The organism is Geosporobacter subterraneus DSM 17957, assembly GCF_900142145.1.
In the GTDB taxonomy this organism is placed as follows: Bacteria; Bacillota; Clostridia; order Peptostreptococcales; family Thermotaleaceae; genus Geosporobacter; species Geosporobacter subterraneus.
In genome coordinates, this window is sequence record NZ_FQZV01000028.1 from 1 (window position 1) to 21,106 (window position 21,106).

A 21,106-nucleotide genomic window follows, 5' to 3' on the forward strand; every position below is an offset into this window, starting at 1 on the left:
ATCATTAATAAATTTAGACATAAGAGCACAACCTTTCAAACAGAATGAATCAGAGCATCCACTAAAAGAAGAACGTCAAACAACCTTGCATTTGAAACGGGTAACACCAAATGGTGGCCCAACCAGCTAAACATCGAATCGTCCTTGTGGAGTGACACGCTTTTTCACGGATAAGCCTCTACTATGGAAGGGATCCAGGAGGAATGCACATCTATCTCTCTGACAAAGAGATTATAGCACGATGTTTAAAAAATTCAATGTCTGGTGTCACTGATTCATCTGAACAATAGATTTAAAGTTGTCAAAGAACATTCGGGTGGGTTTTTGAGCCCTAACCCTATATTTATCTTACAAGGAGGAAAAAAATGATTCGTTTTTTAGCGATTGGCAAACAAAGCATTACAAAAATGAAAGACACAATCCTATGTATGAATGCACATTTTCTGACAGATACATCGCAGTCATGGATTTTCAGCAACCCCAGGGCTCAGGAAGGAGTCTGCGAGGTACATATCCATTACATTTCCGCTGAGAACAATAGGAAGATGTTAATGGAGCAGCCCCTATGGAAGGGATATATTCAAAGCGAGGTTCCGGATGAAAAAGCCAGACAGCAGTTGCTGAACCATATTGATCAGGGGATTATCCACGTTATTTTAAATATTCACCAAAGCTATAAATATATGACGAAAGAACTGATTTCCATGGTATATGGAATTCTAAGCAAGAACCACTCTGAAGTTGAAGAAATACAGATAGATACGTTCATATATACAGAGATCGTAGAATTCGAAGGAAGCAGTATGTAGCTGGCAGCCCAACGGGCTCCCATAGGCGGCTTAGTAAATATATAATAAAGGTATACAAAAAAGCCATTTATAGGCATCTATAAGTGGCTTTTTTATTTTAGAATTTTATGTTATAATGATTGACATTATGTAAACCAACCTTGACCTGCGAAATATATAAATGGAGGTATTGTCATGAAGATAAAAATGGATAAAAAGTTAATCATTGCTGTACTTCTGATTGTAATAGCAGGTGCTATTGGATTTGTATTATATGTTCAAACAAATGCAAATAGTGATGTTAAAGAAGTAAGCTATAATGAATTCTTAGAAGCAGTGGAGGCTCGTCAGGTAAGCACTGTATATTTAGTGGATGAAGCGAAAATTAAAGGTATATTCAGTGATGGGACGGTATTTGTAACCGATAATCCGAGAACTGAAAATTTTAAGGAAATGCTGCTAAAAAATCAGATAAAGGTTGAAGAACATAAGGCCAACGCTACGCTGACAAATGCACTGAGCACACTTGGTGTGATCTTGGTTATAGGCGGAATGGGACTGTATCTATCGAAACAAGCTTCAAAGCAGACTTCGAGAGAATTTTCTAGAATGTCCAATTTTGAGGCCATTCCTCAAGAGGAAGTTAAGGTTACTTTTGCCCAGGTGGCAGGAAACGCAGAAGCTAAGGAAAGCATATTGGACTTAGTGGATTTTCTTAGATACCCTGAAAAGTATGGTAAATATGGTGCTAGGATACCGCGAGGGGTAATTCTTTATGGTCCGCCGGGAACAGGCAAAACCTTGCTTGCAAAAGCCCTGGCTGGAGAAGCGGGGGTTCCATTCTATGCGGTATCTGGCTCTGATTTTATTCAGATCTATGCAGGTCTAGGTGCTGGTAGAATTCGAAGTTTATTTAAAAAAGCTAGAGAAAAAGGAAAATGTGTAATTTTTATCGACGAAATTGATGCTTTAGGAAAGAAGAGAGATGGCATCAATGGAAACGATGAATCAGACCGAACCTTAAACGCGCTGCTAACAGAAATGTCAGGCTTTAATGAAAACGAGGGAATTATCGTAATTGCAGCAACCAACCGGTTGGATACATTAGACGATGCATTGCTTCGACCCGGCAGATTTGATCGACAAGTAGAAGTTGGATTGCCTGATGTAAAAGCTAGACATCAAATTTTACAAGTACACAGCCGGCAAAAACCTCTTTCTCAAAATATTGATTTAGGAAAATTAGCCCATCAAACTGTTTATTTCAGCGGAGCAGAACTGGAAAGCCTGTTGAATGAAGCGGCAATTTTAGCAGCGAAGCAAGGCGCTCAGCATATTGACCTAAGTCATATTGATAAGGCTTATTATACTGTGATCGCAGGTGAAGAGAAAAAGGATAGAAGCATGATTTCCAAAAAGGACAGGGAAATCACAGCATACCATGAAGCTGGTCATGCTTTGGTTACAAAGCTTATAGCACCTGAAAACAGGGTCACGAAGGTTACGATTATTCCAAGTACGAAAGGTGCAGGGGGTTTTAGCATGAATATACCGCCTGACAGAATGTACAGAAGCAAACAGGAAATGGTTCATAATATACAAATTGCATTAGCAGGCAGAATCGCAGAGGAAATTGTTTATGGGGAAGAAAATATTACAACAGGAGCCAGCAATGATATTGAAAAAGCCACAGAGATTGTAACGGCAATGGTTAAGCATTTCGGTATGAATAAAAAAGCGGGAATGATCAACTATGATGTGCTATATGGCGGTAGAAGTGTAGGGATGGATAGTGAAGTAATATCAGAGTGCAGAAGAATCATGGAAGAATTGTATCAAGAAACGAAGCAGTTGATGGAAGAGCATATGAACATTCTTAAGGAAATAACAGCACTGCTTTTAGATAAAGAGACCCTTAATGAAGAAGATTTAAATGAAATAATATTTAGTCGGGAAAAAGCAGCTATATAGCTGCTTTTGCACTTATAATCTGAAGGAGGTGATGACATGAGAAGATATTTTGTATGGTTGGCTTTTGCGATGATTGCTTTGTTTGCAGTTGTGTCTGGAGCTTATTTGAAGCCTTTTGAATATGTACCTGACAAACTAGAAGAAAAAGTTATTCAACAGAAAAAACTTTTGGAACCTTTACAAGGAAAAAAAATCTTAATCGACTCAGGTCATCAGGGTAGAGGAAATCTGCAAAAAGAACCGATTGCTCCAGGATCTGCAGTTATGAAGACCAAAGTTTCCCATGGCACCACGGGTGTGGCTACAGGTGTTCCTGAATATGTCTTTACATTGGATCTGGGATTAAAGCTGAGAAAGTCCTTGGCAGATATGGGGGCAGAGGTATTTATGATCAGAGAAGATCATAATGTTGATATATCTAATAGAGAGCGGGCAATCATAGGTAATGAATTAGGGGTTGATTTGGTAATCAAGCTTCATGCAGATGGCGCTGAGGATGAGAAGATTAGAGGAATATCTATACTCTACCCCTCTATGGATAATGAACACACAGAAAAAATAGCCAGTGAAAGCCGAAAAGCAGCTGCCTATATTCTGGAAGGAATGGTTAGAAATACGAAAGCTATAAATAGAGGATCGAAAGAAAGAAATGATATAACGGGATTTAACTGGTCTGAGGTTCCTGTGATTTTAATTGAAGCAGGTTATATGTCAAATCCACAGGATGATCTGTTACTAAATGATCCTATATATCAAGAGCTGCTGGTAAAAGGTATAGTTGAAGGTACCAGAGAGTATTTTCTGCATCCCTAGATCCCCCGAAAGGGGGATCTATTTATATGACATAAATAGATTATTATGGAATTAAAATAAAGAGAATAGGTCATATTAATTGTCATTAATAAATAAATATGCTATACTAAATCAGTGGGAAAATGGAATAAATCATACAATTTTCTAAGTGGAGGTTTATATAGCATGAATATTAGACAAACTATTTTGGCAAAAAAACTGATTGTTAATCCAAGCAATCGTCAGATGAGAACAATGGCTGCAGATATGGAAACTACAACGGAGTTTGGCAGTCCAAGCTATATATCTAAGATCAAGAATAGAAGTGCAAAGTTTACTTATATTGTTGACAATGTACCCCTTGGCGTTGCACAAAAACCAATCAGTGAGGAAAAGGCCTCAATGATTGAGAAGCAAATACTAACCTATTTGGAAGGACAAGAGGTCATCCAAATTGACCGGTTAATGGGTATGGGAAGTGCCGCTATAAAGTGCAGATTGTATATAACCAAACAATGGGCAAGAATTGCTATGAAATGGGCAAATACACTTTTTCCTCCCATGGAGGGACAATCAGCAATGGAAGCTGACATAGTGTCTATTTATGTACCAGAATTAAATGAGGGGAATATTACCATTTTCGCAGATATGAAAAAAAGAGTAACCTATATTACAGGTACCGATTATTTTGGAGAATCTAAAAAATCATTTCTTCGTCAAGCCATGTATATGATGAAAGAAAAAGGTGGACTGGGCCTGCATGCAGGCAGTAAAGTGCTTCGAATAAAAAAAGGGGAAGGACAGCTTCAGGATGTTGGTTTTATTCTATTTGGATTATCCGGAACAGGTAAAACTACATTAACGGTTCACGATCATCATTTAACTGGTGAGGAGGGTGTAGTTATACGCCAGGATGATGTGGTTTTGATGCACGAGAACGGCTATTGCTTCGGGACAGAGAATGGTTTCTATATCAAAACGGAGGGGCTGGAGCCATCGCAGAAAGTATTGTACCAAGCTGCTGTCAGTGAAAATGCAGTATTTGACAATATATGGGTTGGGGAGCAAGGAAAAGTGGATTTCTGTAACATTGATATCACTTCTAACGGTCGAGGTGTTGTCTTGAGGGAAGAAATTGCCATGACGGACGAAGAAGTTGATTTAAGTAAAGCCGATAAAGTAATATTCATTACCAGAAGAAACGATATTATGCCAGTAGTAGCAAAGCTTACACCGGAGCAGGGTGCTGCATTCTTTATGCTGGGAGAATCTATTGAAACATCGGCTGGAGACCCTACGAAGGCTGGCCAGTCAAAACGGGAAGTGGGTACAAATCCATTTATTGTAGGACCTGAAGGACTGGAAGGAAATCGTCTGCTAAAAATCCTAAAAGCGAATCCTGATATGGAATGCTATATACTAAATACTGGAAGCGTAGGAGCAGGAAAGGATTTCTCAGGAGAGAAAATAACGATCAAGATTTCAACTGAGATCATGAAACAAATCGCTAAAGAAGGTATAACCTGGGAACTGGATAAGGATTGGGGTTATTTGGTACCTAAGGAGATTGAAGGAATAGACATTAGCAAATACAGACCACAGCAATATTATTCTGTTGAAGCATATCAGGGTTTGGTTGAGAAGCTTAGAAAGGAGAGAATTAACTGGTTAAAACAGTTCAAAGAGCTGGACCGTGAAATTCTAGAGGTGATTGCCCATTCTGTACCTGAAAGGGCTGCAATATAACTTTATAAAAGGGAATGTTAAAATTTTGAAAAAACGATTTCCTAACCATAATTGCGTAATGTAGAATTATAATACAGAAATATTGAATAATTGCATTTAAATCCTATTCTCGACCTATAACAAAGCTTTTAAAATAAACGGGAATGGTGTATAATAATCATATATTATTACCTGGGATGTACGTTAAGACCTTGAAATTCAACCTACAGAAAACATCCGGGAGTTCGCGTTCCCTTGTGTATGAAAAGCCTCCGTAGAGTGGACTTCAAAAGTAAGGGATAGGGCACCCACCTAGGTGAGCCGCGGGTGTGAATTTACAGGTAGACGGCATTCTGGGAAGATGATTGCCCTCAAGTAGATGCTAGTTTAGTATTTGCTTGAGGGCAATCAATGTATTGATCATCAAAATGTAAGGACTATCCTGGCGGGAGTCAGGGTAGTCTTTTTATGTAAAAAAAATGGTCTTAAAAAGACCATGAAGGGAAAATATCTGTGATGCAACTCCATTGTTGCTCGGCTAACCTGATTATAACATAAGTCCTTGTAAAGGTTGTTATAATTATGTAAAAAAGCAGGTCTGGGTTTTTACTTTGATTTAACAAAAATATAATGGAAAAATTTGTCGAAAATATTATATACTTAAGTCATCACAACAATAAAGGATGGAGTCTATGGAATTAGTATATAAAAGAGATTCTGTATATGAGGTTTTAAATGATATTTTGGACAAGCAGGCGATTCGAACGGTATACCAACCGATCATTGACTTAACGAACGGAAGTATACTAGGATATGAAGCCCTGAGCAGAGGGCCTAGAGGTTCTGTTCTTGAATCTCCGGGGTTTTTATTTGAAACAGCCGATAAATATAACCGCCTTTGGGAACTTGAGTTGTTATGCCGAACAAAAGCTTTAGAAAATGCATATAATCTTCCAAAGGCAAAGTTAATATTTATTAATGTTAACCCTGAAGTGATCAAGGATCCTCGATATAAAAAAGGTATGACGAAGGAATATATAGAGAGGTATGGTATTAACCCTACTAAGATCATCTTTGAGATTACAGAAAAAACAGCTGTAAGTGATTATAAGAGTTTCAGAAAGGCCTTAGATAATTATATTAGCCAGGGTTATAAAATTGCCTTAGACGATACCGGTGCCGGCTATTCCGGACTACGGCTTTTAGCAGAAACACATCCGCAGTATATCAAAATCGACATGGAACTGGTTAGAGATATAGATAAGGATATCATTAAACAAGAATTAATGAAAACTTTTTGTGAGTTTGCAAAAATAGCAAATATGAAATTGATTGCTGAGGGAATAGAAACTACGAATGAATTAAATACACTTATCGATATTGGTGTTGCCTATGGACAAGGTTATCTGATCCATAAGCCGGCAGAGGGTTTCGTAGAGCCTGCTGCGGGTATTATATGCTCCATACAGCAGCGGTATCATCAAAAAAAATTGTTCTTGGAGAAACAATCTTTTGAAATCAACATCGGGCAAATTACTCGATTTGATGATAGTCTACCTGTTAATTCCACTCTGTTTGATGTTTACGAAAAATTTAAGGCAGAAGAACATTTACAGGGGATTGTAATTACGGATCATGAGGTTCCAATCGGCTTAGTGATGAGACAAAAACTAGATATATACATAGCCTCAAATCAGGCTGTTCAACAGTGGCAGGGAGTGCCTATCGACAGAATAATGGAGCAAAATCCCTTAATATTAGAACGATCGATTGATATAAAAGCCACTTGTAGAAAAGCCATTGCAAGGAGAGAAGAAAATATATATGACTATATTATTGTTGTAGAAAATGGGAAATTTTATGGTGTAGTGCCTATAGGAATATTATTAAATACAATCAATGAATTAAAATAAAACCTTGTATAGGTTTTATTTTTTTTTGAGAATATATTGTAGGGTTCTTCGATTAATGGACCCGGTAGAGAATATTGCAGCTGCATAGGCTAAGATGGCAGACAGAATGCTTATAAGTATAGAAATATTCGATGCAACATCAAATTTTAAAAGAAGTTGATAAAGATTGAGTAGCATCAAGACCATGATCAAGGTAGAAAAAATTGGCTTTCCTATATCATTGATGATGTTAGGCTTTAGCTTAATATAATGGTTAAGTGCAACATAATTTAATAGAGATATTGTAAATGTAGATAAAATGAAGCCTAAGATAAAGCCTTTTACACCGAAAAGCGGATGGGGAACAAGATAGTAGGTGCAAAATATCTGCAGCAGCATACCAATAAGATAATTGATTGTAGTGATAACTTGTTTTCCCATGCCGTGCAAAATACCTGAGAGTACATGCTGAAGACTTAAGAAAACCGTTGCATATCCAAGTAAGGATAAGTATTCACCTACATTCCCCTGATGGTATAAGAAATTGCAGATCGGGTTTGCAAAGAAAATCAACAAAGCTGTAATTGGAATGGATACCAGCAGTGTCATTCGGATAGCAAGATTTGATTTTAAACTAAGCTGATGCCAATTCTTTAATGCAACCTCCTCTGCTATCGAGGGTATAATATTAACTACTAAAGCTGAGGTTACAATAAAGGGAAGAAAAAGCAAAGGCATGGCCATACCTGCCAGTTTACCAAATATAGAAACGGCTTCTTGCAAAGAAAAGCCTGCATGCATAAGTCTCTGTGGAATAAGTGCTGCGTTGATAGACTGCATAATCACACCGATCATTCTAGTGATTGTGATAGGTATAGATATGTATAGAATCTTGGATAAGATTTCTATATTAGGATGCTTGAAATGTTGATAGGTTTTGGTTATATAGGAAGTCTTAAAATCTCCAAATTGAATCACCAGCCATAATAAACCAGTAAGCTCTCCTACCGAGACACCTAATATAGCAATAACAGAAGCATATTTGGGTATTAGGGGAGGAAGGAATAATAAAAAACCGATAACAAAGGTGATGCGAAAAACCTGCTCCAATATCTGTGAAGTGCCCGGAGGGCCTACATTTTTCATGCCATAATAATACCCTCTCATGATGGAGGAGAGCGTTATGAGTGTAATGGCAGGGATCATAGCGATAAGACTAGGATAGACATCTGTATTTTTAATTAATCTTTCTGAAATGATGTGAGCATTGAAATACAACATAACAGATAATAAGACACTTGTGAAGAGTCCGATAAACATAGATATTCCTAGTACCTTCTTACAGCCGGTTTTGTTGTTTAGAGAAGAAAAATGGGCAATAAGCTTGGAAACCGCAACCGGAATGCCCGCAGAAGTAAAGGTAATAAATACCATAAGAACAGGGAATGCCAAATGAAATATGCCTATAGCCTCAGGGCCGATCATTCTGGATAAAATAATCCGATAGGCGAAACCTAAAAATCGCACGATAAAATTTACTAAGATTAGAATCATTGTACCATAAAGAAAGGAATTTTTATTCAAAACAACACCCTCTTCGTAGGAATTTACTATATAATTAATATTCAATCAAGACAAATTCTATTACCGCTGAGGACTTATCCAATATATCATAAAAAATGTGATTTATTGTTTTTTATGGGTATATATATGTAATAAGCAAAATCATAAAGTCATAGTAATGCAAATAAAGGAGGGGTTGTTAATGAGTAAAAGGTTAAAAATATCTGTGCAGAGTGACCTCAAAGAATTAATAGAAGATATCAGAGCTTTAGGGCATGAGGTAATTACATCCCATGAAGTAAATCCTGATATTTCTATTTTTATCATTTCAAATATTGACGAAGACTGGGAGCAGCTGCGTTCTTTGGAATGGATGCATTACGATGACAATAAATTCTTCCTGACAATTAATGCATCTAAATTGAAAAAGGATGAGATTTTAGAGGTAATTGGAAAAGTAGGAGAAAAGAAAGAATCCTCAGAGCAAATTGCAGGCAATGTATTGCAGAAAACTGTGAAAAAGCTTAAGGTGTCTGTTGAAGAGGGACTTACAGAAGTAAAAAAATTGTTGCTAGAGAGTGGATATGACGTCATTCCCGCCCATAAGGTTGATGGTGAAGTGGTAGCAATCGTTTTCACAGGAGTTGATGAGACTTGGGAGACGATTTTTACATATGAGATGAGACAATATGGTGCAAAATACGTTCTGACACTGAATGCATCTAATATGAAACCGCAAGAAGTTGTGGAAGTAATTAACCGATTGTGCATAAAATAAAGCTAGGGAAACCTAGCTTTTATTATAGGATTTTCAGACAACCACAAGCAATTCAGATCAAGGGGAGGATTATATGGAAAAGCTAGTATACTTAGTTGCAGTACCTAAAGGAGCAATCTACCATCATGGGAGTGCAATCCAGCAAACCATATGGGAAAAGTATAATTTACTGGAAAATTATATGCCTCAACTACATCTAACCCTTGATGCTTTTTACTATGAGGATAAAGAGGATGTAGATCATATTCATAAAGTGCTGAAGGAAATTCGAAAAGAATTACATCCCTTTGAAATTGTAACCAACGGCTTTAGTTATATACCGGAGCCTTATAACAATATTACGATTCATGTCATAAAGACAAGGGAGTTAAAGGAGATTTACACCGTTATTCACGATGGGATGATGAAAAGAGGCATTCAGGTTAGAGCATTTCATCCGGATGAAATGGTATTCCATATGAGTATCACTGGCATATTTGGAAGAAGCTGGAGTACTGAAGAAAGTCAAAAAGCTTGGTTGGAAGTTAAGGAACTTCCTTTTCAGTACCATGAGCGGATAGAAGAGCTGGAACTTTGGTATCCAGAAATTGAACCGGGAAAAAAGATTATATCAAAATTTAATCTTCTGGACAGCTCTATTACCAAATTTTAAGTGGATTGTTTTTAAGATATCCACTCAAAATAATAGGGAGCAAAGAAGCGGATGGAGGAATTGGATATGGAACTGGTATGTCCTTTATGCAATGCCATGGCAAGCTATCTTATTAAGTGTCCCAAATGTAATCATTCAATGGAGAATACTGGAGCAATCCAAGACTATTTCGATGATTATAGTACCTATTTGCCTATGGAAATAACTCAACGCATTGATGGTGTGCCCTATGACCAATGCTTGCACCTTTTTTATTGTGGTCACTGCCATACAGATAAAAGAATATCTGTTGATAGAATTTATATATAGAGAGTGTTCAAAAGAACATTCTCTTTTATTTTAAATTTAAAAATTTCTAATTCTTTATTTTCTTTATTGACGAATGAGGGAAAAAATATTAAACTAGTATTAGTTTAATGTGATAAAGCGATAAATTAATAAAGGGGAGGTTGTAGAGATCATGCTGCAGTATAAAAATTATGTTCCTGAGGGGGTGGCAGATACCCATTGGGACGAATATGAAACAAAAGATAAGATCATTGGACAGATCAAAAAGCAATTCAAGAGCTTTGGATACCGTCAGATTATGACTCCTACCTTTGAATATTATGACTTGTTTGTGGGGATAGAGGGGACGATTCATCGGGATGAGATGTTTAAGTTTATAGATGGAAATGGAAAGATCATGGTGCTAAGACCGGATGTAACTATACCTATTGCTCGAATGGCTGCCAACAGTCATGGCAGATATCAAGGATATTTTAAGTTTGCATATATTGCCAATGTTTTTCGCGTAAGTGAAGATCAAAGTGGAAATAAACGTGAGTTTATGCAAGCGGGTATAGAATATCTTGGGAATGAAAAAAGCGATGCAGACGCAGAGGTAGTGGCAGTAGGAGTCAAGATTCTTAAGGAATGCGGAATAAAAAATTTCCAATTTGATCTGGGGCAAGCAGCATATTTCAAAGGTTTGATGATGGAGGTGGCATTGGAAAAAAACATTAAGGATCATATCAGAAAGCTGGTTGAAGAAAAGAATGCATCTGAACTATTTCATTTTTTAAGGCCATTAAATATTCCCAGTCGGGTGAAAGATACGATACAAAAGCTCCCTTATTTGTATGGTAAGCCTAATGATGTAATTAGAACTGCAAAAGAAATCGCCCTAAATATAGAAATGGAAAAGGCTGTAGATTATTTATCTGAGGTATATGAGATCCTTAAGGATTATGGTTATGAAGAGTATATAACCATCGATTTAGGTTTGGTCAATCATATGGATTATTATACGGGAGTTATATTTAAAGGATACGCTCGGAACTATGGAAAACCACTGCTAAGCGGAGGGAGATACGATCATCTTACGAAGCAGTACGGGTTAGCGCTGCCTGCTACAGGATTTGGGTTGAATATTGATGAAATGATGGAGGTTATGGAAATGAACAATATGTTAAAAGAATCAATATGCTTTACAGATTTTTTAATTCTCTATACGCAAAAGACAAGGGAAAGAGCTTTTTTGTTGGCTGAAACACTGAGAAGCAAAGGCTTCATCGTAGAATCTGATCTATATGGACGGGATTTAAAAGGGCAAATACAAAATGCTGAATTTCGCAACATAAAAGAAATCATTGAATTAGCAGGGGAAAATTTAAAGATTGTAAGCATCAAAAATAATGAAATTAAGAAAAAAACTATGGTTCAGTTCCTGAAAAATCTAGAGAGCAATGGAGCCGTGTTTTCTATTCACTAGGGAGGACAAAAAGTGGATTTCGTGAATATTGCGCTAGCCAAAGGAAGACTAGCAGAGAATACATTAAAAATGTTGACACTTCAAGGAATTACGTTTCCTGATTATCATCCGGGGAGCAGAAAACTAATTTATGAAAATGAACTTCAAAAAATTCGTATTATTTTTGTTAAACCTAGTGATGTAGCCATATACGTAGAAAAAGGAGCTGCGGATTTGGGTGTGCTTGGAAAGGATATATTAATGGAGAATGAAGCCAATTTATATGAAGTGATGGATTTGGGATTTGGACAGTGTAAATTTGTAGTAGCTGCATTGAGGGATTATGTAGATCAGCCTGGGAAAAAGATTAGGGTTGCTACAAAATTTCCTAACGTATCCAGAAAATATTTTCACCAACTGGGTAGGCCTATAGAAGTGATCAAATTGAATGGGTCTGTAGAATTGGCACCGATTATTGGTTTGTCTGATGTAATTGTAGATATTGTAGAAACGGGAAAAACCCTACAAGAAAATGGATTGATTATTATCAGCCCAATTTGTCGGGTAAGTGCAAGGTTGGTAGCAAATAAGGTGAGCTTTAAAACCAAAATGAGTCATATTTCCCGTATTATTGAAGGCTTAAGGCAGAATGCCGATTAAAAGGGGGACAAAAGTTTTGCGTATTATATCTGTCAGATTAGATGACTATAAAAAGAAGCTAAGTGAGTTGCTTCAACACCGGGTTGAGGAAAGCATGGCAGAAATTGATGAAGTGGTCGAAAACGTCATCTTGAATATACAGAAGGATGGGGATAAAGCATTAATTGAATATACACAGAAATTTGATGGAGTCTTATTAGATAAGATTCAGGTAGAAGAAGGAGAAATAAATGCAGCATGGGAAGCAGTATCGGATGAATTCAAGGAGATCCTGGATAAGGCCAGAAAGAATATCTGGTCATATCATGAGAAACAGCGTCAAAACTCATGGATGGATTTTGATGGGGAAATTATTCTGGGTCAGAAAGTCACGCCGATCGAAAGTGTAGGAATGTACGTTCCTGGGGGGAAGGCAGCCTATCCGTCGACGGTATTAATGAATGGGATCCCGGCCAAAATTGCAGGAGTGGAGCGCTTGGTAATGGTAACACCCCCGGGAAAGGATGGTAAGGTGAATCCTTATATACTGGCTGCAGCAAAATTGACAGGAGTGGATGAAATATACAAGGTTGGAGGGGCGCAATCAATAGCTGCCTTAGCTTTCGGAACAGAAACAATTCTACCTGTGAATAAAATCGTGGGACCCGGAAATATCTATGTAGCCCGGGCAAAAAAGAAGGTTTTTGGGGTTGTAGATATTGATATGATTGCAGGACCTAGTGAAATATGTATTCTGGCAGATGAGAGTGCCAGACCCGCTTATATCGCGGCAGATCTTTTGTCACAGGCAGAACATGATGAGATGGCGTCCTCTATTCTAATTACACAGTCCTATAGTCTTGCAGAAAAGGTAAAGCTTGCTTTAGAAGATCAAATAGCTTCATTAGATCGGGTTCAGATCATCCGGAAGGCTATTGAGAAGAATAGTGCTGTCTATGTACCGGAAGATGTGGAGACGGCAGTAGCAATGATAAATGATATTGCACCGGAGCATTTAGAGGTTATGACGGTGAATCCTTTTGAAATACTGCCGAAGATAAAGAATGCGGGGGCTATTTTTCTAGGACATTTTTCACCAGAGCCCTTGGGAGATTATTTTGCCGGACCCAATCACACCTTGCCGACAAATGGAACTGCTAAGTTTTCCTCCCCCTTAGGGGTAGAGGATTTTGTTAAAAAAAGCAGTGTGATTTATTATAGTAAAACCGCCTTAAGTCAGGTTAAGGATGAAATAGAGAGTTTTGCTTTGCATGAAGGCTTAACCGCCCATGCAAATTCTATAAAAGTGAGGTTTTTACCATGATGGGATTAGTTAGAAAAAGTGTCCTTGAGATGGAAGCTTATCGGGTCCCAAAGGATAAGATTTCAATCAAGCTGGATGCAAATGAAAGCCCCTACAATCTAGGAGATAGGTTATATTCATTATTATTACAAAGACTTCAAAGCATTGATCTGAATCGCTATCCTGATACCGACAGCATTATGCTGAGAAAGGCTATCGGAAAATATGTGGGCTTTCCAATAGAAAGCATTCTATGCGGAAATGGTTCCGATGAGATGATCCAGAATATTATTCAAACCTTTGTTGAAGCGGGAGATGCAGTAGTAAGCCATGAGCCCAGCTTTTCAATGTACAAAGTGTTTACAACTATTGCCGGTGGGAAGTTTATTGAAATCGAAAGTGATGCAGACTTTGCTATAAACATAGGCGGAATCATTGAAGCAGCAAATGCAAATCATGCCAAGCTCATTTTTATTTGTAATCCAAATAATCCAACGGGCACAGTCATCACACCAATGGAAATCATAGGTTTGTTAGAAGCGACTAAAGCAATGATCGTGGTGGATGAGGCTTATTTTGAATTTTATGGGGAATCCATGATTGATTGGATTAAAGAAAAAGAGCGATTGATCGTACTGCGTACCCTGTCGAAGGGAATATCTTTAGCAGGTGCACGAATCGGGTATATGGTAGCACAGAGGCAAGTGATCGATTATGTTTACCGTGTTAAGCCCCCCTATAATCTAAATGCCTACTCCCAAGCCCTTGGGGAGCTGTTTCTAGAAAACATTCAGATGGTCCAAGACTATATACGGCAGATTGTAGATGCAAGGGATCATTTGATAGCCCAGTTGGAAACATTGGAAGAAGTAAAGATATATCCATCAAAATCCAACTTTATTCTGATAAAAACAAGTAAAGCAAGTGAAATACAGGAAAAATGTAAAAATATGAAAATTGGCATTCGCTTCTATGGAAAAGAGGGAGTGCTGAAAGATTGTTTGCGTATTACGGTGGGAACAAAAGAGGAAAATGATATGATCAAGAATATATTTCAGGAAGTGATAGCCTTATGAATCGCAGTGCCCAAGTAAAAAGAACCACAGCAGAAACAGATATTGATCTTACCTTCACCTTAGATGGAAAAGGAGAAACGGATATTAAAACTGGGATAGGCTTTATGGATCATATGTTAACCCTAATGTGCAAACATGGTTTTTTGAATATGATACTAAACTGCAAAGGAGATATCGAAGTAGACGGTCATCATACGGTAGAAGACATTGGAATAGCCCTAGGAAAAGCATTTAAAACGGCATTGGGGAATAGAAGCAAGATTAGCAGATATGGGACAGTACTTACCCCCATGGATGAATCATTGGCCCTCATAGCCTTAGATATCAGCGGAAGAGCTTTTCTGCATTTTGATGCGGTCTTTGATACGCCCAGATTAGGGGATTTTGACACGGAACTTGTGGAAGAATTCATGCGTGCTTTTACAAATCATGCAGAAGTAACACTTCATATAAAACTGCTTTATGGAAAGAACAACCATCATAAGATAGAAGCTATTTTTAAAGGCTTTGGCAGGGCAATAGATCAGGCCACTGCAGTTCAAAATCGAATAGATGGTGTGTTATCTACAAAAGGGATACTCTAAACTGAGAAGGTTTCCTTGATGGGGAGGGAAGACAATGATTGCAATCATAGATTATGGCGTAGGCAATTTAAAAAGTGTTTATAAAGCATTAAATAGTTTGGGATTTCATACGATAATAGCTAAAAAAAACGAAGAGATTCTAAACAGCAATGCGTTGATTTTGCCAGGTGTGGGAGCTTTTAGAGATGCAATGTCCCAATTGTCCAGCAGCGGACTTAAGGAGGGTCTATTAAAGTCGGTAGAAGTTGGAAAACCTGTGCTGGGTATTTGCCTTGGAATGCAGCTGCTCTTCGATAAAAGCTTCGAGGACGGAGAGTTTGACGGTCTGGGGCTGATGGAAGGGGAAATTCATCGGTTTGATAAAGGATTAAAGGTACCCCATATGGGATGGAATCATTTAAAGAAACACATAGATGACCCTATTGGAAAAGAGCTGAAAGACAATGAATATGTATACTTTGTGCACTCATATTATTTAAAGACCAAGGAGCATCAAAATGTAATCTATTGGTGTAATTACGGCATGGAATTTCCTGCTTTGATAAGAAAAAATAATATCATCGGAATGCAGTTTCACCCTGAAAAAAGCGGCAAAACTGGAATCCAGCTATTGAAAAACTTTGGGGAGTTGGTAGGGTGATTATTTTTCCGGCTATAGATATTAGAAAAGGGAAATGTGTAAGATTGCAGCAAGGTGAATTCAGTAGGGAGCAGATATTTGGTGAAAATCCGGTGGAGACAGCACTCCAATGGTTGAATAGAGGCGCACAGTTCCTGCATGTGGTAGATTTGGATGGTGCGTTAGAAGGAAGAACCGTTCACACCAGATTAATCAGAGAAATTATTAATAGGGTTCCAATTCCGGTTCAAGTGGGTGGGGGCATCCGGACCTTGGAAGATATCCATAGACTTCTAGGAATAGGAACTGCCAGAATCATTTTGGGCACTTCAGCAGTACTTAAAACTGACCTTGTCAAGCAAGCGATTGCGTTATACGGAGAAAAAATTGCCGTATCGTTAGATGCAAAAAATGGGTATATCGCAGTGGATGGATGGAAGACTGTCACTAATTTGCGTGCTATTGATTTTGCTAAGGAATTACAGAATATAGGTTTACAGACGATTGTTTATACAGATATTGCAAAGGATGGAATGCTAGCCGGGCCCAACTACACGGAATTGGAAGAAATGAAGAAAAATCTAACTTTGGATCTCATTGCGTCAGGAGGAGTCAGCAGCAAAGCCGATATTGAAAAGCTTCAGCAAATGGGATTCTATGGTGCAATTATCGGTAAAGCACTTTATACGGGAGATATCCGATTAGAGGAACTATAGGGGGTGTATTCATGCTTACAAAAAGAATTATTCCTTGCTTGGATGTTAATAATGGACGGGTTGTGAAAGGGAAGAAATTTCAGAATCTGATCGATGTAGATGATCCTGTAAAGCTAGCTAAATACTATAGTGCAGAAGGAGCCGATGAGTTGGTTTTCTATGATATAACTGCTTCTAATGAAGGCAGAAATATCTTCCTGCATCTAGTGGAGCAAACAGCAGAGGAGGTCAATATTCCTTTTACGGTTGGAGGAGGTATACGTGGGATACAGGATTTTCATGATGTCCTAAGGGCCGGGGCGGACAAGGTTTCTGTTAACTCAGCAGCTGTAATGAATCCTGAAATTATCACAGAAGCGGCACTTAAATACGGTCGTCAGTGTGTCGTGTTATCTATCGATGCAAAGAAAAATCTTCAAGGGCAGTGGAACGTTTATATTAACGGGGGAAGAGTAGATACAAAATTAGATGCACTAGAATGGGCAGTAAAAGGAGAAATGCTTGGAGCGGGAGAAATCGTAATTAACAGCATTGATACAGACGGTATTAAAGACGGATATGAAATAGAACTGACAAAATCTATTTCAGAAGTGGTTTCAATCCCTGTGGTAGCCTCTGGCGGTGCTGGAAAGAGAGAAGATTTTTATAAGGTGCTTACAGAGGGAAAAGCGGACGCCGCTCTTGCAGCATCGGTTTTTCACTATGGAGAAATTAAAATCTATGATCTGAAGGATTATTTATATTCCAGTAGGGTTCCCATCAGGAGGACAGAATAAATGAAGCGGATAGAACAGCTTAAGTTTAATGATGCCGGATTGGTTCCGGCGATCATACAGGATTATTCCAATAAAGAAGTATTGATGATGGCTTATATGAATCAAGAATCTTTAGAAAAAACGCTGGAAACTAAAAAAACCTGGTTTTTCAGCAGGAGTAGAAATAAGCTTTGGAACAAAGGGGAAACCTCTGGAAATTACCAATCGGTAAAAAGAATCCGTTACGATTGTGATATGGATACACTGCTGATAGAAGTTATACCGGCAGGTAATGCATGTCATACCGGCAAAAAAAGCTGTTTTTATCAAGAACTATTTAGAGATGAAGAAGAAGCTGTGGTTAAAAAAGACATTATCAAACATCTGGATCAAAGAATCAGAGAGCGAAAAGCTAAAACGAAAGAAGGGAGCTATACCAATTACCTTTTTGAAAAAGGTATCGATAAAATTTTAAAGAAAATTGCAGAAGAATCAGGAGAGGTAATCATTAGCGCGAAAAATCCGGACAAAAGGGAATGTATTTACGAGATTTCTGATCTGATTTATCATACCTTAGTATTAATGGCTGAAAAAAATATTACAATTGATGAACTTCATGAAGAACTTTTAAATAGGTATAATAAGTAAAAAAATATAATTTTTAAATTGAATGAAAACAATATAGTTACCTATGCTATAAATAGGAGGTGTCTATATGATTAATCGTGATACAATTATTCGCGAACTTATATCAAAGCATCCGGAGACAGAAGCCGTACTAAATGAGTTTGGTATACGATGCTTCGGATGAGGGGGTGTGCTGCATAAAAGCGTAGGCTACGCTGCTCGGCGCTACGGTATTGAAGAACGCAAGTTAATCGAAGAGCTTGAAAAAAATATAAAGCATTAATAAATGAGTGAAAAAGCAGATGAAAGAAAGTTTCTCATCTGTTTTTTTTCTGATTCGGCTGTATTTGAGATTTCACAAACATTTCTGTATAATAATAGTAAGAAAACTATTTCGTGAAATATCAAAAAGTGAGGTAGATCCCTTATGGTATTAGGTTTGTTTAGCAGCTTGCTCAATCGTGCAGGTATCATTATTATTCTAGCCTTTTTACTATCCAGAAGCTCTCTTTACAAAAAACTAGTACTAAAACGGGAGACAACGCTGCTGGAGAAAATTCTTATGTCCATAGTATTTGGCGTTTTTGGAATCATTGGCACTTATTCAGGAATTCCAGTAAATGGAGCTATCGCTAATTCAAGGGTTATTGGTGTATTTGTAGGCGGGTGGCTGGGTGGTCCTCTTGTAGGTTTGTTAAGCGGCATTATTGCAGGCGGACACCGATGGGCAATTGATATCGGGGGTTTTACTGCGGCAGCTTGTGCTGTATCTACGGTGGTAGAGGGAATGATCGGAGGTTTTGGAAGTAAATTAGTAAAGGATATTAAGATAAGCTGGTTAGGGGCCTTAGTAACAGGAGCTGTAAGTGAAATCGTGCAGATGATTATCATCTTAGGTTTAGCACAACCTTTTCAAGCAGCATTAGGATTGGTGAGAATCATTTGGTTCCCGATGGTTTTTGTAAATTCCATTGGTATTGCCATTTTTGTAGCCTTAACGCAAAGCATTTTCATAGAGCAGGAAAGAATTGGTGCAGCCCAAGCTCAGCTAGCACTCAATATTGCAAATAAAACTTTGCCCTACCTGAGAACTGGTTTTAATGCAGAGTCTGTGGAAAAAACTGCTAAAATCATATATGAAATGTCTAATCTTGCAGCTGTTGCGATCACAGATAACGAAAAGATTCTTGCCCATGTGGGAGAGGGAATAGATCATCATTTTCCGGGAAAGGGATTGATGACCAGCCTGACAAGGGAAGTGGTGCAGACAGGAGAATATAGGATTGCACATACTTCAGAGGAGATTGGATGTCACCACAGGAATTGTAATCTAAAGTCTGCAGTCATAGTACCCCTATTAGAAGGAAAAAAGGTAGTAGGAACTTTAAAACTGTATAAGTCAGATAAAATGGGCATAACCAGTATGGATATCCAGTTGGCTCTAGGATTAGTACAGCTTTTTTCAACACAAATAGAATTAAGCAAGCTGGAATACCAGCAAAAGCTGTTAGCCAACGCAGAGTTAAAGGCACTGCAAGCACAGATTAATCCCCACTTTCTTTTTAATGCATTAAATACAATTGTGTCGTTCATTCGTACAAAACCAGAGAATGCAAGAGAATTAATTATTCATCTGGCAGATTATTTTAGAAAAAATCTGCAATATAACAGTGAGGATGTTGACCTCATGGACGAGATTAAGAATATTGAATCTTATTTAGCAATAGAACTGGCACGTTTTGGGGATAAGCTCCAAATACAGTATGATATCCCGCAAAATATAAACTGTGTAATGCCTTCGTTAATTTTGCAGCCTATCGTAGAAAACGCTGTAAAACACGGAATATTTAATAAGGAAGAGGGCGGCACTGTAAAGATTTCAGCAAAGGAAATGGATCACTGGATCGAACTGGCCGTAGAGGACGATGGTGTGGGGATAGATCCGATAAAATTGTGCAATTTGTTAAATGAAGATGATAAACATGATCATATAGGACTTGTTAACGTTGACAAACGATTGAAGGTTAAATATGGTTTGGATTATGGACTAAATATAGAAAGTATACTTGGGAAAGGAACTACAGTAAGGGCAAGGGTTCCAAAAAAAGAAAAGGATAGGGAGGAACTACCGTGCGTTGTATCATTGTAGATGATGAAGCCCCTGCAAGAGAAGAAATCAAATATTTGTTAGACAATCTTAAAGGATATGATATTGAAATTGTAGGAGAAGCGGGAGATGGCAGAACCGCCTTTGAAATGATAAAAAACCAAAAGCCGGATTTAGTTCTTTTAGATATCCAGATGAGAGGAATCAGCGGGTTTGATCTTGCCAATGAAGTGTTGCAGCTTGAAAATAGTCCTTTCATCGTGTTTATTACAGCTTTTGATCAATATGCAATAAAGGCTTTTGAAATCAATGCAGTAGATTATATATTGAAGCCCATATCTGCAAATAGATTATCCAATACCATATCAAGGGTATACGGATTATTAAAGCAGTATCAAAAAACGGAGGGGAACATTGAACAGCTGCTCCGGTATTTAGCCCAACCTAAAACAGCTTCTAAGATTTGCGTATATAGTAATGGAAAGCATATCCCTCTGGATCCTGAAGATATTATTTTTATTGGTGTAGATGGACGGAATTCCTGTATTAAATCTAAAAAAGGAGTGTTTTCTTCAAATCTTACCCTTGTTGAGTTTGAGGAAAAGCTTAAGTCAAGTCAATTTTTTAGATGTCACCGCAGTTATTTGATTAATATTAATGAAATACAGGAAATTGATAATTGGTTTAATGGAACTTATCAGATTACCATGAATGGTTATACAAAAGATAAAATACCTGTAAGCAGGAGTAATGCCAATAAATTCAGAGCGATGATGAATATATAATA

The 21,106-nt window shown here is 37.7% G+C and carries 21 protein-coding genes and 1 other RNA gene; 21 read left to right on the top strand and 1 reads right to left on the bottom strand.

Annotated elements, in window-relative coordinates; all coding sequences use genetic code 11:
• Window positions 1-365: 365 nt before the first annotated feature.
• From BUB56_RS11005 to BUB56_RS11030, 6 genes are all read left to right on the top strand, one after another.
• Window positions 366-809 (top strand): hypothetical protein, encoded by a 444-nt coding sequence (locus BUB56_RS11005; protein WP_110941372.1) that lies wholly within the window; start codon window positions 366-368, stop codon window positions 807-809.
• Window positions 810-983: 174 nt separating this feature from the next.
• A complete protein-coding gene (gene ftsH / locus BUB56_RS11010; protein WP_110941373.1) occupies window positions 984-2,759 on the top strand; it encodes an ATP-dependent zinc metalloprotease FtsH in 1,776 nt (591 codons plus the stop codon).
• Between the two features lie 36 nt (window positions 2,760-2,795).
• Window positions 2,796-3,572 carry an N-acetylmuramoyl-L-alanine amidase family protein gene (locus BUB56_RS11015; RefSeq protein WP_110941374.1) on the top strand — a complete coding sequence of 259 codons (777 nt, stop codon included), beginning with the start codon at window positions 2,796-2,798 and terminating at the stop codon, window positions 3,570-3,572.
• Window positions 3,573-3,737: 165 nt separating this feature from the next.
• The gene (locus BUB56_RS11020; RefSeq protein WP_110941375.1) at window positions 3,738-5,297 is read left to right on the top strand and encodes a phosphoenolpyruvate carboxykinase (ATP); all 1,560 of its coding nucleotides are present in this window, start codon (window positions 3,738-3,740) and stop codon (window positions 5,295-5,297) included.
• Window positions 5,298-5,462: 165 nt separating this feature from the next.
• Window positions 5,463-5,640, top strand: a non-coding RNA gene (gene ssrS, locus BUB56_RS11025) — 6S RNA.
• 328 nt (window positions 5,641-5,968) lie between these two features.
• A complete protein-coding gene (locus BUB56_RS11030) occupies window positions 5,969-7,189 on the top strand; it encodes an EAL domain-containing protein (protein WP_190014422.1) in 1,221 nt (406 codons plus the stop codon).
• Window positions 7,190-7,204: 15 nt separating this feature from the next.
• Here the strand turns inward: BUB56_RS11030 and BUB56_RS11035 are convergent, their stop codons facing one another.
• Entirely contained in the window at window positions 7,205-8,752 is a 1,548-nt protein-coding gene (locus tag BUB56_RS11035; protein ID WP_110941377.1) for a putative polysaccharide biosynthesis protein, read from the bottom strand.
• A gap of 181 nt (window positions 8,753-8,933) precedes the next feature.
• Between BUB56_RS11035 and BUB56_RS11040 the strand changes: the two genes are divergently transcribed.
• From BUB56_RS11040 to BUB56_RS11110, 15 genes are all read left to right on the top strand, one after another.
• Window positions 8,934-9,509, top strand: a complete 576-nt coding sequence (locus BUB56_RS11040) for a YkuS family protein (protein ID WP_190014424.1) — start codon at window positions 8,934-8,936, stop codon at window positions 9,507-9,509.
• A 73-nt stretch (window positions 9,510-9,582) separates the two neighbouring features.
• Window positions 9,583-10,161 (top strand): 2'-5' RNA ligase family protein, encoded by a 579-nt coding sequence (locus BUB56_RS11045; RefSeq protein ID WP_110941379.1) that lies wholly within the window; start codon window positions 9,583-9,585, stop codon window positions 10,159-10,161.
• Window positions 10,162-10,227: 66 nt separating this feature from the next.
• A complete protein-coding gene (locus BUB56_RS11050) occupies window positions 10,228-10,470 on the top strand; it encodes a hypothetical protein (RefSeq protein WP_110941380.1) in 243 nt (80 codons plus the stop codon).
• A gap of 151 nt (window positions 10,471-10,621) precedes the next feature.
• A complete protein-coding gene (gene hisZ / locus BUB56_RS11055; RefSeq protein ID WP_110941381.1) occupies window positions 10,622-11,914 on the top strand; it encodes an ATP phosphoribosyltransferase regulatory subunit in 1,293 nt (430 codons plus the stop codon).
• A gap of 12 nt (window positions 11,915-11,926) precedes the next feature.
• A complete protein-coding gene (gene hisG, locus BUB56_RS11060; RefSeq protein WP_110941382.1) occupies window positions 11,927-12,553 on the top strand; it encodes an ATP phosphoribosyltransferase in 627 nt (208 codons plus the stop codon).
• 16 nt (window positions 12,554-12,569) lie between these two features.
• A complete protein-coding gene (gene hisD / locus BUB56_RS11065; RefSeq protein WP_330392624.1) occupies window positions 12,570-13,856 on the top strand; it encodes a histidinol dehydrogenase in 1,287 nt (428 codons plus the stop codon).
• A complete protein-coding gene (gene hisC / locus BUB56_RS11070; protein WP_110941383.1) occupies window positions 13,853-14,911 on the top strand; it encodes a histidinol-phosphate transaminase in 1,059 nt (352 codons plus the stop codon). Before hisD ends, hisC begins: the two co-directional genes overlap by 4 nt.
• On the top strand, window positions 14,908-15,495 hold the full coding sequence (gene hisB, locus BUB56_RS11075; protein ID WP_110941384.1) for an imidazoleglycerol-phosphate dehydratase HisB: 588 nt from the start codon (window positions 14,908-14,910) through the stop codon (window positions 15,493-15,495). Before hisC ends, hisB begins: the two co-directional genes overlap by 4 nt.
• Window positions 15,496-15,529: 34 nt before the next feature.
• On the top strand, window positions 15,530-16,135 hold the full coding sequence (gene hisH / locus BUB56_RS11080) for an imidazole glycerol phosphate synthase subunit HisH (protein ID WP_110941385.1): 606 nt from the start codon (window positions 15,530-15,532) through the stop codon (window positions 16,133-16,135).
• The gene (gene hisA, locus BUB56_RS11085; protein WP_110941386.1) at window positions 16,132-16,830 is read left to right on the top strand and encodes a 1-(5-phosphoribosyl)-5-[(5-phosphoribosylamino)methylideneamino]imidazole-4-carboxamide isomerase; all 699 of its coding nucleotides are present in this window, start codon (window positions 16,132-16,134) and stop codon (window positions 16,828-16,830) included. The genes hisH and hisA overlap by 4 nt, the downstream gene beginning before the upstream one ends.
• Window positions 16,831-16,841: 11 nt before the next feature.
• Complete coding sequence (gene hisF / locus BUB56_RS11090) at window positions 16,842-17,606, top strand: imidazole glycerol phosphate synthase subunit HisF (RefSeq protein ID WP_110941387.1); 765 nt, start codon at window positions 16,842-16,844, stop codon at window positions 17,604-17,606.
• Window positions 17,607-18,233: a bifunctional phosphoribosyl-AMP cyclohydrolase/phosphoribosyl-ATP diphosphatase HisIE gene (gene hisIE, locus BUB56_RS11095; RefSeq protein WP_110941388.1), complete on the top strand. Its 627-nt coding sequence runs from the start codon at window positions 17,607-17,609 to the stop codon at window positions 18,231-18,233. It begins immediately after the preceding gene.
• A 67-nt stretch (window positions 18,234-18,300) separates the two neighbouring features.
• Window positions 18,301-18,396: a DUF1858 domain-containing protein gene (locus BUB56_RS11100; protein WP_110941389.1), complete on the top strand. Its 96-nt coding sequence runs from the start codon at window positions 18,301-18,303 to the stop codon at window positions 18,394-18,396.
• Window positions 18,397-18,639: 243 nt separating this feature from the next.
• Window positions 18,640-20,361: a sensor histidine kinase gene (locus BUB56_RS11105; RefSeq protein ID WP_110941390.1), complete on the top strand. Its 1,722-nt coding sequence runs from the start codon at window positions 18,640-18,642 to the stop codon at window positions 20,359-20,361.
• Window positions 20,343-21,104 carry a LytR/AlgR family response regulator transcription factor gene (locus BUB56_RS11110; protein WP_110941391.1) on the top strand — a complete coding sequence of 254 codons (762 nt, stop codon included), beginning with the start codon at window positions 20,343-20,345 and terminating at the stop codon, window positions 21,102-21,104. The genes BUB56_RS11105 and BUB56_RS11110 overlap by 19 nt, the downstream gene beginning before the upstream one ends.
• The last annotated feature ends 2 nt before the right edge of the window (window positions 21,105-21,106 follow it).